Origin of the sequence: Micromonospora sp. LOL_024 (assembly GCF_048060415.1) — a bacterium.
Taxonomy (GTDB): domain Bacteria; phylum Actinomycetota; class Actinomycetes; order Mycobacteriales; family Micromonosporaceae; genus Micromonospora.
In genome coordinates this window covers 50,506-65,266 of record NZ_JBHMIS010000012.1, presented here as the reverse complement: position 1 = coordinate 65,266, position 14,761 = coordinate 50,506, and the positions used below count along the sequence as shown (strand labels likewise).

Genomic DNA, 14,761 nt, shown 5'->3' with positions numbered 1-14,761 from the left:
GGGAGGGGCTCCTTGTGTTGACGCCTGCGGGTGAGCAGGGGACCTCGCTCAACGTTCCGCGCGTGGCCCTGGTCGGCGCGAACGGGCACGGGCGATGGCACCGTCGGGTGATCGGCGCGTTGCACGACGCGGGCCGGATACGCCTGGTCGCGCTGGTGGACACCCGACCGATCGAGCCCGAGCCGGCGGCGCCGGTGCCGGCCGACGTGCGGATGTTCACCGATCACCGGGCGATGCTCGGCGAGGTCGCGCCGGACGTGGTGGTCATCTGCACGCCGCCGCACACGCACCTGACGATCGCACGGGATGCGGTCACTGCCGGCGCCGACGTGCTGCTGGAGAAGCCGCCGGTGTTGTCCACCGCCGAACACGAGGAGTTGGCCGGAGTGCTGGCCGCCACCGGCCGGGTGGCGCAGGTCGGATTCCAGGCACTCGGTTCGGCGGCGTTGACGGCGCTGACCGACGCGGTGTCCGCGGGCCGGTTGGGTGCGGTTGGCGGCATCGCCGCGGTAGCCGCGTGGCAGCGCCCGGATGCCTACTACGTCCGCGCGCCCTGGGCCGGGCGACGTCTGCTGGACGGCCGACCGGTGCTCGACGGTGCACTGGCCAATCCTTTCGCGCACGCGGTGATGCAGTGCCTGGCGGTCGCCGAGGCCGTCGGCGGCGGGCCGGTGGAACTGGCGACGATCGAGGTGGAGCGGTACCGCCTACGGCCGATCGAGGTCGACGACACCGCAGTGCTGCGGGTACGGCCACGCCGGGGTCCGCCGATCGTGGCGGCGGTGACGCTGGTCGGCGAGGACTTCGTCGCCGGAGAGGTGCTGGTTGCCGGCGACGCCGGGCAGGCCGTGCTGGAGTACCCGACCGACCGGCTGCTGCTGCCCGGTGAGGCGGCCGCGCAGAAGCTGCCGGGCCGGTGCGGACTGCTGGAGAATCTGCTCGCCCACCGGGCGGATCCCCGGGTACCGCTGATCGTGCCGCTGGCCCGGACCGCGCCGTTCACCGCCGTGCTGACCGCCCTACAGGCGGCACCCGAGCCGACGCTGCTCGGGGACGACCTGCTCGACACGGTCGGTGCCGGCCCGCAGCGGGTGCTGCGGATACCGGGGGTCAACGAGGTGCTGCGGCGGGCCGCGGTGGCGGGCGCGCTGCCGTCGGAGCTCGGGGTGCCGTGGGCGGTTGCTCCCTGGCGGATCGACCTGACCAAGCCAGAATAGGAGGCATCGCCGCAACGGACTGCAAATCCCCGATTCGGCCAGGACCGAGGCCGATGCGATGACCAGCGGTTTCCCGACCGCAACAGGTCGGGACGATGCCACCCGAAGCCATTTACTGCAACAATTCTGCACATCGTTTATATTGACCTCCATCAAAGCATAACCGTAACCTTCGTCATTGATACGAAACAACGACGAAGGAATGAGCCGATGCGCAGAATCGCCGCCGGCGCGGCACTGATCACTCTTACCCTGACCGTCGCCCCCACCCCGGCGGCGGCACATCCACCGACCGGCAACGGCGGGGGGGTCACACTGTCGACCACCCGCACCGCGCCCGGTGGCGGGACCGGCCCGTCACCGCTGGCCCGCCAGCTCGGCCGACAGACACTGCCCACCGGCGACGGCTGGGCCGCCGCCGGGCCCGGCACCACCGGCGGCGCCACCGCCACCGCCGACCAGGTCCACCTGGTCGGCAGCCGCACCGAGCTGGTCACCGCCCTCGGCGGCGACAACGCCAGCAACGCCAGCAACACCACCCCGAAGATCGTGTACGTCAAGGGCACCATCGACGGGTTCGAGGACACCGACGGCCGACTGCTCGACTGCACCGACCTGGCCGACCCCGGGTACTCGCTGACGGCGTACCTGGCCGCGTACGACCCGGTGGTGTGGGGTCGGGTCACGCCGAGCGGGCCGGTGGAACAGGCCCGGGTGCGGTCGGTGACCAACCAGACCCGGCAGACCCAGATCAACGTCGGACCGAACACCACCATCATCGGGCTGCGCGGTGCCCGGTTGACCGGCCTCACCCTCATGATCGACCGCGCGCCGAACGTCATCGTCCGCAACATCACCTTCGACGACGCCCGCGACTGCTTCCCCGCCTGGTCCCCCACCGACGGCGACACCGGCAACTGGAACTCCCAGTACGACCAGGTGTCGGTGCGTCGCAGCGAGAACGTCTGGATCGACCACAACACGTTCACCGACGGCGACAACCCCGACAGCGCCCAACCGATCCACTTCGGGCGTCCGTACCAGGCCCACGACGGCTCGTTGGACATCACGCACACCGCAAGCCTGGTCACCGCCTCCTGGAACCGCTTCGTCGGGCGGGACAAGCTGATGCTGATCGGCTCGTCCAACACCGTCGGCCCCGATGTCGGCCGGCTCGACGTCACCCTGCACCACAACCTGTTCGACCGGGTACTCCAGCGGCTGCCCCGGGTCCGCTTCGGCCAGGTCGACGTCTACAACAACGCCTACCGGCTCGACGGCGAGGGCTTCGAGTACGCCATCGGTGTCGGCGTGCAGTCCGCCGTGTACGCGGAGAACAACCACTTCACCCTCGGCGCCGGCGTCGCCGCCGCCGACCTGCTCTTCGACTGGGGCGGCACCGCGATCACCACCCGGGGCAACTGGGTCAGGCAGGCGGGCGGGCTACCCCGCCCGGTCGACCTGGTGGCCGCGTACAACGCCACACACGAGCCCCAGCTGAGTCCGGACGCCGGCTGGACGCCGACGCTGCGGCGCGGCCCGGTGCTGCCAGCCCCTCTGGTGCCGCTGGTCGTCGGCCCGCTCGCCGGCGCCGACCGCCTGCCGCTCTAGTCCGGCTCTGTTGACAGGGGGCCCCTGCTCCACCCCAGCATCAACCGGGGCCCTTCCTTACTCCCGACGGCAATCAGTACCACCACCGACAGCAAGGAAGGTGAGACGAGGATGAAACGACCAGTCACCCTGCGACTCCTGGCGACGTTGGCCGCGACGGCCATGGGCGCCGCGGTGTGCGTGGCCCTGACGACGCCCCAGGCATCGGCAGCGGTCGGCAGCGCCACCGGCTTCGCCACCCGTAACGGCGGCACCACCGGCGGGGCGGGCGGGCAGACGGTGCGGGCCACCACGGGTACCCAGATCCATGCCGCCCTCTGCAACCGGGCCAGCAGCAGCACCCCGATCATCATCCAGGTCGAGGGAACCATCAACCACGGCAACACCACAAAGGTGTCGGGGTCGAGCTGCAACACCGCCGCCGACGTGATCGAACTCAAGCAGATCAGCAACGTCACGATCCTCGGGGTCGGCAACGGAGCGGTCTTCGACCAGCTGGGCATCCACATCCGCGAGGCCAGCAACATCATCATCCAGAACGTGACGGTGCGGAACGTCAAGAAGTCGGGCTCACCGACGTCCAACGGCGGCGACGCCATCGGCATGGAGGCCACCGTCCGCAACGTCTGGGTCGATCACGTCACCCTGCTGGCGTCGGGTGGTGAGTCGGCGGGCTTCGACGGCCTCTTCGACATGAAGAACAACACGCAGTACGTGACGCTGTCGTACAGCATCCTGCGGAACTCCGGCCGGGGCGGCCTGATCGGCTCCAGCGAGAGCGACCGGTCCAACGGCTTCGTCACCTTCCACCACAACCTGTACGAGAACATCGACTCCCGGACTCCCCTGCTGCGCGGCGGTGTCTCACACATCTACAACAACCACTACGTACGGCTCAACAAGTCCGGCATCAACTCCCGGGCCGGCGCGCAGGCCAAGGTGGACAACAACTACTTCCAGAACTCCAAGGACGTGCTGGGCACGTTCTACACCGACCAGGCCGGCTACTGGCAGGTCAGCGGCAACATCTTCGACAACGTGACCTGGTCGAGCCGCAGCGGCGACACCAACCCCGCCGGCCCCAACCCGACGTCCAACACCAGCGTCAGCATTCCCTACTCCTTCAGCCTCGACTCGGCTAGCTGCGTGCCCAGCGTCGTCAGCCAGACGGCCGGGGCCAACAAGGGGAACCGGACGTCGAACGGCAACTGCACGCCGCAGAGCCCGACCACTGGGCCGACCACCCCCACGCCGGGCCCGACCACTCCCACCCCGGGGCCGACCAGCCCCACCCCGACGCCGAGCCAGCCCAGCGGGACCAACCTCAGCATCGGTGCCGGCTCCGACGGCTCCAGCAAGGCCAGCGGGACCAGCTACGGCGACGTGCGCGACGGCGACATGAGCACCGCCTGGTCGCCGAACGGCTCGACCGGCTCCATCTCGATCAAGTGGGGTTCCGCCACCAGCATCTCCCAGATCAACATCCGTGAGGCCTCCGGCGCCACCGGCAACATCCGCGACTGGCGGGTCCTCGACCACGACAGCGGCGCGGTACTTGCCACGGGCACCGGGGCGGGCGTCATCACCTTCGCACCGACCTCACTTCGCAAGGTCACGTTCGAGATCACCAGTTCGTCCGGCACGCCGAGGGTCGCCGAGTTCGAGACCTACGCCGGGTAACACCTCCACCGGTAGCGTCGGGTCTGCCGTCCCGCCAGACCCGACGTGACCGCAGGGTCGCATCCCCTGGGTGGGGACCGTCGAAGCTGACGGTCCCCACCGCCGTCGCCGGGCCGCCGTCCCGCAGAGAAACTGGCTGGCCCGCCAGCGCCGGCGCGCAACAATGACAAAGTGGCGCTACACCAGAACGAGATCCCAGTCGGCGAGGAGACGATCCGATCGCTGTTGCGGGAGCAGTGCCCGCAGTGGGCCCGGCTGTCCCTGTCGCCGGCCGGCGCGGGCACCGACAACACCATGTACCGGCTGGGCGACGAGTTGCTGGTACGGCTGCCGCGCACCGCCGACAAGGCGCGGTCGCTGCACAAGGAGCAGGAGTGGCTTCCCCGGCTGGCGCCCCTGCTCGGGTGCCGGATCCCGGAGCCGCGGCACGCCGGCCGGCCCGCCGCCGCGTTCCCGCTGCCCTGGGCGGTCTACCGGTGGATCGACGGCGACGAGGTCGGGCCGGGCACCGTCGGGGACTGGGCGGCGTTCGGCGTCGACCTGGCGGCCGTCGTGCGGGATCTGCACCGCGGCGACCTGATGGGGGCGACCCGCACCGGCGACCTGAGCTGGTACCGCGGTGGAGACCTGCGCGCCTGCGACGAATGGATCAGCAGGTCGCTCGCGGACTGCCGGGCCACCGTCGGCGAGGATATCGACGTCGAGGCCCTGGAACGGATCTGGCGGGCGGCGCTGACCCTGCCCGAATCCGCCGGGCCGCACGTGTGGCTGCACGGCGACCTCAAGCCCACCAACCTCCTGGCGCGCCACGGCCGGCTGCACGCGGTCATCGACTTCGGTGCCCTGTCGGTCGGCCTGCCCGACGCCGAACACGCCACGGTCTGGGATCTGCCGCCCGCCGCCCGACACGCCTACTGGGCGGCGGCCGGACTCGACGACCAGGGCTGGCACCGGGCCCGCGCCTGGGCCGTCGCGGTGGGCGCGTCCGGCATCTCCTACTACTGGCACACCTACCCCGCGTTCGTCGCCGAATGCCGAAACCGCCTGACCGCGATCCTCTCCGACGCCGCCTCGCGCTGAACCTCCGCGGCCCGCTCAGTTCGCCTGGTTCCGGTGTCCGGCCTACCACGCCGGGCAACGACCGGGGCGCCGGTTCAAGAAGAGGTACCCCACTGCCCGCGGTGGATGACCGCGTCGCCGTCGCGTCGACGCGCCGCGACGGCCGGGTTCTGGGGTGGCAGATCCTCGGCACGGTAGCCGATGCAGATGCCACCGATCGGCGAGTACTCGTCGGGAACTCCGAACTCGGCCTTGAAGGCGGCGGTGTGCGCGGGGACGTCGACCTCAGGATCGTAATCGTTCCCAGCCGCCGGCGTGATGCCGAAGAAGCAGGCACCCAGGCCCTCGTCGACGGCCGTGAGCAGCATCATCAGTGCGGCCATGCCCGTGTCGACGTACCAGTACGGTGCCGGCCAGCGGGCAGCGGACCGATCGGTCCAGCCTTTGTCGGTCTCGGCGTACCGGGCGAGGTAGGCCGCCTGGTGTGCGAGCGGCACCACCACCAGTGGCGCGTACTGCATGCTCGGCGTCTGCGCGACACGGGTCGGGACGAACGGCCAGAACCTGGCCCGATCCTCCCGCTTGGTGAGTGCGAGGAAAGCCCAGCCCTGCGAGAAGCCGGCCGACGGTGCCCGCAGCGCGCTGGCCAGGATCCTTTCGACGGCCTCGGCGCTGAGCGGCCGGTCGGCGTAGTGCCGCACCATGCGACGGCGACGGATCACCTCTGCGAACTCCATGCCGTGGATCCTGCCACCCGAGAAGCGGCGACGCGATCCCGGCGCAGCGTGCTGGTCCGGAGCGTCGACCATCCCGACGCCTACGCTCCGAACCAGCACGCCAGTCACGGTGCTCGGAAGTAAACCGAGCACCGGGTCAGCGGGTGAACGAAAGGCGTGCCGTCCACCGAAAATCAAGCACCGTGGCCACGCGTACGTCGTCGGGACACGCGCTGCCCCCAGCCCAGCGGCGCCTGCGTGGTGCCCGTGCTGGCACCGACCGTGGCGCTGAGGGCCCGCCGTACGCCTGGATCCGTTCCCGCATGAGCACCTCGACCGCCACCATCTGGGAAGATCACCGATTCGCGGTGATGGTACGGTCACCGCCGTATCAACCGTGCACAATCGGTGTACAAGTGAGTCATGCTGCTCCGCTTCGATCTTCTCGGCCCGCTGACGGTGTCCCGGGAGGGCCAGCCGCTGGATCTCGGTTCTGTGAAGCAACGGCTGCTGCTCGCCTTCCTGCTGGCCCGCCCGGGCGAGGCCGTCCGCGCCGACGAGTTGGTCAACGCGCTCTGGGGCGACCAGCCGCCGGCCTCCGCCGGTGCCAACATCCGCACCTACGTGCGGGGGCTGCGGCAGGCGCTCGACCACGACGGACGGATCGCCACCACGTCCGGCGGCTACCTGCTGCGGATGGCGCCCGACGAGCGCGACCTCGACCGGTTCGACTCCGCGGCCGCACGCGGGCGGGACGCTCTCACCAGTGGCGACCCCGCGCGGGCCGAGGCCGAGTTGGCTGACGCACTGGCCCTGTGGCGGGGCCCCGCACTGGCCGGGCTGCCGCTACCCCGGCCGCTGTCCCGCTGGGTGGGACAGCTGGCCGAGCGACGGCTGCTGGCCGAGGAGGACCACGCTGGCACGAAGGTCGCGCTCGGCGCGTCCGCGCAAGTCATCCCCCGGCTCCGCGCTCTGCTCGACCGGCACCCGCTGCGACAACGCGCGTGGGGGCATCTGATGACCGGCCTCTACCACAGCGGTGACGTGGCCGGCGCGTTGGCGGCGTTCCGCCGGGCCCGACAGGTCCTCGCCGAGGAGACCGGAATGGACCCGGGGCCCGAGCTGATCCGCCTGCACGACGACATCCTGCACCACCGTTTCCTGCCCACCGTCGCGTCGCCGCGTGTCGACCGACCCGCGGCCCGCCCGCCCCGCACTCGACCGGAGCAGCTGCCGATCGCCGCGCCCGGCTTCGTCGGCCGGCACGCGCAGCTCGCCCGCCTCGACGCGGCCATCGGAGAACCAGCCGACGGACCGACCACGGTGGTCATCTCCGCGGTGTGCGGCATGGCGGGTATCGGCAAGACCGCGCTGGCGTTGCACTGGGCGCATCGGGTGGCTGGCCGCTTTCCCGACGGCCAGCTGCACGTCAACCTGCGCGGCTACGACGGGGCTGAGTCCGTCTCCCCCGCCGACGCCCTGCTCGGCTTCCTCGAGGCGCTGGACGTGCCGCTGGCCCGTATACCGAGCAGCCTGGACGCCCGGATCGGCCTCTACCGAAGCCTGCTGGCGAACCGCCAGATGCTCATCGTGCTGGACAACGCCCGCGACGCCGACCAGGTACGTCCACTGCTGCCGGGCGCCGGCCGGTGCGTCGTCGTCGTGACCAGCCGCGACCAGCTCAGCACCCTGGTCGCCGCCGAGGGCGCCCGACTGCTGACCCTGGACGTGCTCACCGACACCGAGTCGATGCACCTGCTGCGCAACCGGGTCGACGCCGACCGGCTGGATGCCGAGCCCACCGCCGTCGCCGAGATGATCGAGGCTGCCGGCCGCCTCCCCCTCGCCCTGTCGATCGTGGCGGCACGGGTGGCCATCAGACCGACCTTCCCGCTCGACGCGATCGCCGCCGAGCTGCGTCCGCCGGGAACCCGACTGGAGGTGCTGGCCGACGGCGACGTGCGACGGGTGTTCTCCTGGTCGTACCAGGCTCTGGGCCCGGACGCGGCACGCCTGTTCCGCCTGCTCGGTCTGCATCCGGGACCGGAGTTGAGCGGTGCCGCCGCGGCCGCGCTGCTCGGCTGGCCTCGTGCCGCCGTCACCCCGGTGGTCCGCGAACTGACCCGGCTGCACCTGTTGACCGAGCACCACCCCGACCGGTACGCCTTCCACGACCTGTTGCGCTCGTACGCCGCCGAGCTGGCGCAGCAGGCCGATCAGGCCGAAGGACACCAGGCCCACCGCCGGCTGTACGACCACTACCTGCACAGCGCCTACCCGGCCGCCCGCCTGGTCCAGCCGCAGTGGACACCCGTGACGCCGTCGCCGGCACTTGCCGGCAACATCCACGTGCCGTTGGGCGACCAGGATGCCGCGCTGGTGTGGTTCGCCGCCGAACGGCACGTGCTGCTGCGGGTGATCCGGCAGGCGGCCGTGACCGGCTTCGACGGGTACGCCTGGCAGCTGGCCTGGGCACTGACCACCTTCCTCGCCCCCCGGGGACTCTGGCAGGACCAGCTGGCCGCCCAGCAGGCCGCGCTCGACGCGGCCGAACGCCTCGGCGACCTCGACGCGCAGGCCATCGCCAACCGGCTGCTCGGGCGGGCCGCCTCCCGGCTCGGCCAGCACGACGCCGCCGGCGAGCGGCTGCTGCGGGCGATCAGCCTGTACGAGCAGCTCGGCGACCAGGGTGGTCTGGCGCAGACCCTGCACAACTACACCGAGCACTGCTTCCTGCTCGGGCGCCGCGACGAGGCGCTGACGCACGCCCGCGAGGCCCTGCGGCTGTGCCGGCTGGCCGGCAACCGGGCCGGAGAGGGTCGGGCACTGAACGCGATCGGCTACATCCACGCGGTCGAGGGCGACTATGCGCAGGCCATCGCCGACTGCACGGCGGCCCTGACCCAGCTACGACTGATCGACGACCGCAACGGCCAGGCGGCGACGTTGGACAGCCTCGGCTTCGCCCACCACCGGCTGGGCGACCACCAGCAGGCGGTGTCCTGCTACGAACAGTCCGTCGAGCTGTTCCGGGACTCCGCCGACCGCTACCACCAGGCGGAGACCCTCACCCGACTCGGCGAGACCCGGGCCGTGATGGGCGATGTCGCCGCAGCCGCCGCGGCCTGGCACCTGGCATCGTCGCTCTACGACGAGTTGGGTGACCCGGCTGCCGACGACGCCCGGCGCAGGCTCGCCGAACTCGACCTCGTACCCCAATGATGATCTAGGACAGCGGCGGTCCGTACTGGCCTCGTGCGGGCAGCGAGCGGGTTCGGCGACCGACGGACGCTACTCGACGCCGCCGACCGGACACCCGACCAGGCCATCGCGCACCTACGCGAGGACGGCACGAACGAACGGTCACCTTCCGGGAACTGCGGGACGAGTCGCCGCGGGTGGCCGCTGGTGCACGGCGTGGTGGACGACGCGACAGCCGCGAGGTACACGCGGGCGCTGACCGCGGCGGGGATCAGTGCGGCCCCGCTCGTCTGCTCCACCAACTCGTAGGTGCGCACCTACCCAGCGCGCCGCCGGCCGGATCGCCGGAATAAAGCGGCGCTTCAGTCGGTCTGCTCCTGGCCGGAACATAGCCATGTAATCGTGCGATTGGAGGGCCGGCCAGATCAGGAGACAGGTGAATTGCCCAGCCTTGAACTGGGTTCACGGCGCAATAAACGGGGAGCGGGAGCTGATGGAGGATCGTCGCCTTGAAGCCCGTACGAGCAGCTAAGACGCTCCGCTGAGGTAACCCGACATCACCGTCGGAGCGGTCGACGACACCCCGTTCGCAGGCAAGTGAAGTAAGACTGACCTAACAAAGGTTAGGCTAATCTTGTTTATCCTGGAAACGCGACATGAACGGCATCGGGTCCAGCGCGGGCGACGTTTCGATGTTAGAGTGATATTCGGACGTGAATTGCACGGCACCAACTGGTGGAGGGTTTACCTCGCCACCTACGCGGCAAATAACGACCGACACGAGCACACGAGCCGATGCGTTCCGCCGCCTCGCCGGCGCCAACAGTTGGGAGACACCACCATGAAGACTCTGCTGCAGTCGCCCCCGGTACGCGAGTGCGCCGCCACCGCGTGCAGCTTCAACGACAGCGGCTGTCACGCCCCGGCGATCACCGTGGCGTCGGCCGGTGACGCCGCGTCCTGCGCGACGTTCGTGGAGTCCTCGGTGCAGGGCGGGATCGCCGAGGTGACCGGCGCGGTGGGCGCCTGCGCGCGCTCCGAGTGCGTCTACAACACCAACCTCGCCTGCAAGGCCGAGTCCATCACCGTCGGCCCAGGCGCCACCGCCAGCGACTGCCTGACCTACCAGCCAGCCTGACCTCGTCCGCACCCGTCCACGGATGACGGCACCCGTCGGGGCGCCGGCCTGGCGACGGAGGCGGCACCCGACTCGACCCCGCCTTGGCAAGGTAAGCCTTACCTATTAGGGTCGGATCCCTAGGCCACACCACCTCCACTTCATGGCCGAGGGGATCGACATGGCGTTTCACCCAGCCGGGCCAGCGGAGCTGACGGACGTCTCGTCCGCCGCCGCCAACGCGAAAGCGGGAGCGGCGGCGGACGAGGGCGCGGCGACCGGCTCGGATGCCGTAGCGGCACGCTCTGCCCTGTCCACCGCCACGTCCCTGCGGCTCCAGGTCGGCGACACCACCGTCGACCTCATCGGATCGCACGTCCTGCTGCCCGACGGCACGGTGGTCGTCGCGGTCGACGCGATGTGCCGTACCGGCGGTCTGCTGGTCGCCGCGCGCGGTCGACCGGGTGCGGTACGGCTCGACGTGACACAAATCATTCCGGTCGCCGTACGCTCCCGGGTTCGGGCCAGAGTGCGGGTGCTGGGCACTGCCCACCGGTTCGACCCGGCCAGTCTGGCGTCCTGCGACGACACCACCATCATGTCCCTGCTCGACCTGCCGCCCGTCGCGCTGTGGGTGGTCGAGCCGGTCGACGTGGGCCTCACCCGTGACAGCGGCGAGACCACGGTCGGCATCAGCGTCTACCGCGCCGCGCGCCCGGACCCGCTCGCCGCCGACGAGGCCGGCCTCCTGCAACGCCTCGCGCAGCAGCACGGCGACGTCCTCGATCAGCTCGCGACGCTGGTCGACCCGGCGTGGACCGCCGGCTCGGCGCGGGTCGTGCCCGTGGCCCTCGACGCCGACGGCATCGCGCTCCGCGCCGAGGCACCGGACCGGCACACCGACCTCCGAATCCCGTTCGCCCAGCGTGTCACCGTGGGCGCCGGCCTCGCCGAACAGCTTCCGGCACTCCTCGCCGAGGCCGCCCGACACGGCATCCACGGCTCCGCCCGACCGCACTAGACCCACACTCGACCACACCGGCCTGACGGCTCAACGGGTCAGCCACGCGGGTCCCAATGCCCAGCAGGTCAACCGCGTGGGGTGTCACCGCGGCAGCCAACCGAGGAACCTGCGGTACAGCAGCCCGGCCGGTGCCCAACCCATGTCCTGGCTCGCGGCCAACAGGCACGAGCCAGGTAGAGCGCCAGCGAGACCGGAGCGCCGTCGTACTCGGCCAGCAGTTCCCGCTGGCGTCGGGTTCGATGGCAGCTTCGTGATCCTCGACTTCCCGCCGATGCCCGCTCCCTACCCGGACGCGGCCGAGGAACGCATGGTCTACGTCGACACCTTGACCGGGGTGTTGTACCTGGAACGTCCGGGAGAGGTGGCCGCCTACGCTGCGGCGCACGAACAACTACAAGCCCTTGCGCTGGCACCCAAACCAACGCGAGATACGCTGCGTTCGATCGCAGCCGACCTGACAACCTAGGAGGGCACCGCATGGACCTGCCTCGCGTCACCTGGCGCGAGAGCACCAGGTCCGGCTCAAGCGGCAACTGCGTCGAGGTCGCCACACCGCCCCAGGTCGTCATGGTTCGCGACAGCAAGGACCGGCGAGGACCGGCACTATCCTTCACCGCCGACCAGTGGGCCGGCTTCGTCCAGGGCGTCAAGGCTGGCGGGTTCGACGCCTGAGTACCGGGCCGGAACCCCGGAGCGCCCCGGAGCGAGATCACTCACGCCGGGGGCGACCCTGTTCACCGCACCAGCGGCCATACGAACTGGTCCCGGCGCGGTCCGGTGGTCGTACGCGAGTCAGCGTCGAGCCCCGGTCGATCGGCGGATCGACCGGGGCTCGGCGGTTGGAGCGGCTGTCAGGCGATGTCGAAGCGGTCGAGCTCCATGACCTTGGCCCAGGCTGCGACGAAGTCGGTCACAAACTTGTCGCGCGCGTCCTGGCTGGCGTAGACCTCGGCGAGGGCCCGCAGCTGGGAGTTGGAGCCGAAGATGAGGTCGACCGCGGTGGCGGTCCACCTCACCTCATCTGTGGCCAGGTCCCGGATCTCGTAGACGTGCTCGTCGGACTCCGACGCCCTCCACCGGGTGCCCGGGGAGAGCAGATTGGCGAAGAAGTCGTTGGTGAGCACGCCGGGCCGGTCGGTGAGCACACCGTGCCCGGTGCCGCCGGTGTTGGCGCCGAGAGAGCGCAGGCCGCCGACCAGGACGGTCATTTCGGGCGCGGTGAGGTTGAGCATGTAGGCACGGTCGATGAGCAGCACCTCCGGCTGGGTCTTCTCACCCGGACGCAGGTAGTTGCGGAACCCGTCGGCGCGCGGCTCCATCACCCGGAAGGACTCGACGTCGGTCTGCTCCGCGGTGGCGTCGGTGCGGCCCGCCCGGAACGGCACGGTCACCTCGACGCCGGCGTCGCGTGCCGCCTTCTCGACGGCGGCCGATCCGGCCAGCACGATCAGGTCGGCGAGCGAGATCTTCGCGCCGCCCGCGGCGTTGAACTCCCGCGCGATGCCCTCCAGGGTTTCCAACACCGTCGCGAGTTGCTCGGGCTGGTTGACCTCCCAACCGCGCTGCGGCTCCAGGCGGATCCGCGCGCCGTTGGCGCCGCCACGCTTGTCGGTGTACCGGAAGCTCGCGGCGGAGGCCCAGGCGGTGGAGACCAACTGGGCGGTCGTCAGGCCGGACGCCAGGACCTTCGCCTTGAGCGCGGCGACGTCGGCGTCACCCACGAGCTCGTGGTCGACGGCCGGCACCGGGTCCTGCCACAGCTGGGGCTCCGGGACGAAGGGCCCGAGGAAGCGACTGACCGGACCCATGTCGCGGTGCAGCAGCTTGTACCACGCCTTGGCGAACGCCAACGCGAACTCGTCGGGGTTCTCCAGAAAACGGCGAGAGATCTTCTCGTACGCCGGGTCGACGCGCAGCGACAGGTCGGTCGTGAGCATCGTCGGCTTGTGCTTCCTGGACGAGTCGTGCGCGTCCGGGATGATCGCCTCGGCGTCCTTGGCGACCCACTGCTTCGCCCCGCCGGGGCTCGTGGTGAGTTCCCACTCGTACCCGAAAAGGATCTCGAAGAAGCGGTTGCTCCACTGCGTCGGCCGGTCGGTCCACGTCACCTCGAGACCGCTGGTGATCGTGTCCTTGCCCTTGCCGCTGCCGTGGGTGCTCAACCAGCCCAGGCCCTGCGCCTCCAGCGCAGCCCCCTCCGGCTCGGGGCCCACGTGGTCGTCGGCGATGCCGGCACCGTGGGTCTTGCCGAAGGTGTGCCCACCGGCGATGAGGGCGACCGTCTCCTCGTCGTTCATCGCCATCCGGGCGAAGGTCTCGCGAATGAAGTGCGCCGCTGCCAGCGGGTCCGCGTTGCCGCGGGGACCCTCCGGGTTGACGTAGATGAGACCCATCTCGGTCGCCCCGACACCGGTCGCCATCTCCTTCTCGGAGGCGTAGCGCTCGTCGCCGAGCCAGGTGTCCTCCGGACCCCAGAAAATCTCCTCGGGCTCCCAGACGTCCTCCCGGCCGAAACCGAAACCGAAGGTCTTGAAGCCCATCGACTCCAGGGCCACGTTGCCGGCGAGCACGAGCAGGTCGGCCCACGAGATCTGCTGGCCGTACTTCTGCTTGACCGGCCACAGCAGCCGGCGGGCCTTGTCCAGGTTGGCGTTGTCCGGCCAGCTGTTCAGCGGAGCGAAGCGCTGACCACCGTCGCCGGCCCCACCACGACCGTCCTCGATCCGGTAGGTGCCGGCGGCGTGCCAGCTCATCCGGATCATCAGCCCGCCGTAGTGGCCGAAGTCAGCCGGCCACCAGTCCTGCGAGGTGGTGAGAACCGTGACGATGTCCTGCTTCAGGGCATCGACGTCGAGCTTGGCGAACTCCCTGGCGTAGTTGAAGTCCTCCCCCAGCGGGTTGCCCTTGGACGAGTGGGCGTGCAGCACCGACAGGTCGAGCTGGTTGGGCCACCAGTCCCGGTTGGTACGCGGACGACCCCCGGTCTTCGGCGTCGGCGAATCGATCGCCGGGTTCTCGCTCTCACTACCGTGCGCGGTCACCGAGTCGTGCGCGACCGGGCAGCCGGCCGCCGCCTTCTCATCCACGCCCTGCGCGCTGGACGGGGCGTTGTCCTGTGCGTTGCTCAATTCGCTTC

General features: G+C 70.4%; 12 protein-coding genes. 10 read left to right on the top strand and 2 right to left on the bottom strand.

The window, feature by feature from the left end:
- Nucleotides 1-14: 14 nt before the first annotated feature.
- The 4 genes from ACFHWY_RS15175 (at nucleotide 15) to ACFHWY_RS15160 (ending at nucleotide 5,588) form a co-directional block, all read left to right on the top strand.
- Nucleotides 15-1,217: a Gfo/Idh/MocA family protein gene (locus ACFHWY_RS15175; RefSeq protein ID WP_416580830.1), complete on the top strand. Its 1,203-nt coding sequence runs from the start codon at nucleotides 15-17 to the stop codon at nucleotides 1,215-1,217.
- Nucleotides 1,218-1,427: 210 nt separating this feature from the next.
- Entirely contained in the window at nucleotides 1,428-2,828 is a 1,401-nt protein-coding gene (locus ACFHWY_RS15170; protein ID WP_416580829.1) for a pectate lyase family protein, read from the top strand.
- A 111-nt stretch (nucleotides 2,829-2,939) separates the two neighbouring features.
- Nucleotides 2,940-4,508: a pectate lyase family protein gene (locus tag ACFHWY_RS15165; protein WP_416580828.1), complete on the top strand. Its 1,569-nt coding sequence runs from the start codon at nucleotides 2,940-2,942 to the stop codon at nucleotides 4,506-4,508.
- 171 nt (nucleotides 4,509-4,679) lie between these two features.
- On the top strand, nucleotides 4,680-5,588 hold the full coding sequence (locus ACFHWY_RS15160) for an aminoglycoside phosphotransferase family protein (protein ID WP_416580827.1): 909 nt from the start codon (nucleotides 4,680-4,682) through the stop codon (nucleotides 5,586-5,588).
- Nucleotides 5,589-5,662: 74 nt separating this feature from the next.
- Here ACFHWY_RS15160 and ACFHWY_RS15155 read toward each other — a convergent pair whose 3' ends face one another.
- A complete protein-coding gene (locus tag ACFHWY_RS15155) occupies nucleotides 5,663-6,304 on the bottom strand; it encodes a nitroreductase family protein (RefSeq protein ID WP_416580826.1) in 642 nt (213 codons plus the stop codon).
- A gap of 402 nt (nucleotides 6,305-6,706) precedes the next feature.
- Here ACFHWY_RS15155 and ACFHWY_RS15150 point away from each other — a divergent pair, with 402 nt between their 5' ends.
- From ACFHWY_RS15150 to ACFHWY_RS15125, 6 genes are all read left to right on the top strand, one after another.
- A complete protein-coding gene (locus tag ACFHWY_RS15150; protein WP_416580825.1) occupies nucleotides 6,707-9,505 on the top strand; it encodes a BTAD domain-containing putative transcriptional regulator in 2,799 nt (932 codons plus the stop codon).
- Between the two features lie 33 nt (nucleotides 9,506-9,538).
- On the top strand, nucleotides 9,539-9,793 hold the full coding sequence (locus tag ACFHWY_RS15145; RefSeq protein WP_416580824.1) for a hypothetical protein: 255 nt from the start codon (nucleotides 9,539-9,541) through the stop codon (nucleotides 9,791-9,793).
- A gap of 532 nt (nucleotides 9,794-10,325) precedes the next feature.
- Nucleotides 10,326-10,622 carry a DUF1540 domain-containing protein gene (locus ACFHWY_RS15140; protein WP_416580823.1) on the top strand — a complete coding sequence of 99 codons (297 nt, stop codon included), beginning with the start codon at nucleotides 10,326-10,328 and terminating at the stop codon, nucleotides 10,620-10,622.
- A gap of 160 nt (nucleotides 10,623-10,782) precedes the next feature.
- Nucleotides 10,783-11,622 carry a DUF2470 domain-containing protein gene (locus ACFHWY_RS15135; protein WP_416580822.1) on the top strand — a complete coding sequence of 280 codons (840 nt, stop codon included), beginning with the start codon at nucleotides 10,783-10,785 and terminating at the stop codon, nucleotides 11,620-11,622.
- A 253-nt stretch (nucleotides 11,623-11,875) separates the two neighbouring features.
- A complete protein-coding gene (locus ACFHWY_RS15130) occupies nucleotides 11,876-12,091 on the top strand; it encodes a Scr1 family TA system antitoxin-like transcriptional regulator (protein WP_416580821.1) in 216 nt (71 codons plus the stop codon).
- 11 nt (nucleotides 12,092-12,102) lie between these two features.
- Complete coding sequence (locus ACFHWY_RS15125) at nucleotides 12,103-12,297, top strand: DUF397 domain-containing protein (protein ID WP_416580820.1); 195 nt, start codon at nucleotides 12,103-12,105, stop codon at nucleotides 12,295-12,297.
- A gap of 179 nt (nucleotides 12,298-12,476) precedes the next feature.
- Here the strand turns inward: ACFHWY_RS15125 and katG are convergent, their stop codons facing one another.
- A complete protein-coding gene (gene katG / locus ACFHWY_RS15120; protein ID WP_416580819.1) occupies nucleotides 12,477-14,753 on the bottom strand; it encodes a catalase/peroxidase HPI in 2,277 nt (758 codons plus the stop codon).
- Between the last annotated feature and the right edge of the window lie 8 nt (nucleotides 14,754-14,761).

Bases quoted from the DNA above. Each gene is read 5' to 3' on its own strand.
- ACFHWY_RS15170 (WP_416580829.1), top strand. From the start codon at position 1,428: ATGCGCAGAATCGCCGCCGGCGCGGCACTGATCACTCTTACCCTGACC.
- ACFHWY_RS15165 (WP_416580828.1), top strand. From the start codon at position 2,940: ATGAAACGACCAGTCACCCTGCGACTCCTGGCGACGTTGGCCGCGACG.
- ACFHWY_RS15155 (WP_416580826.1), bottom strand. From the start codon at position 6,304: ATGGAGTTCGCAGAGGTGATCCGTCGCCGTCGCATGGTGCGGCACTAC.
- ACFHWY_RS15150 (WP_416580825.1), top strand. From the start codon at position 6,707: ATGCTGCTCCGCTTCGATCTTCTCGGCCCGCTGACGGTGTCCCGGGAG.
- ACFHWY_RS15140 (WP_416580823.1), top strand. From the start codon at position 10,326: ATGAAGACTCTGCTGCAGTCGCCCCCGGTACGCGAGTGCGCCGCCACC.
- ACFHWY_RS15135 (WP_416580822.1), top strand. From the start codon at position 10,783: ATGGCGTTTCACCCAGCCGGGCCAGCGGAGCTGACGGACGTCTCGTCC.
- ACFHWY_RS15125 (WP_416580820.1), top strand. From the start codon at position 12,103: ATGGACCTGCCTCGCGTCACCTGGCGCGAGAGCACCAGGTCCGGCTCA.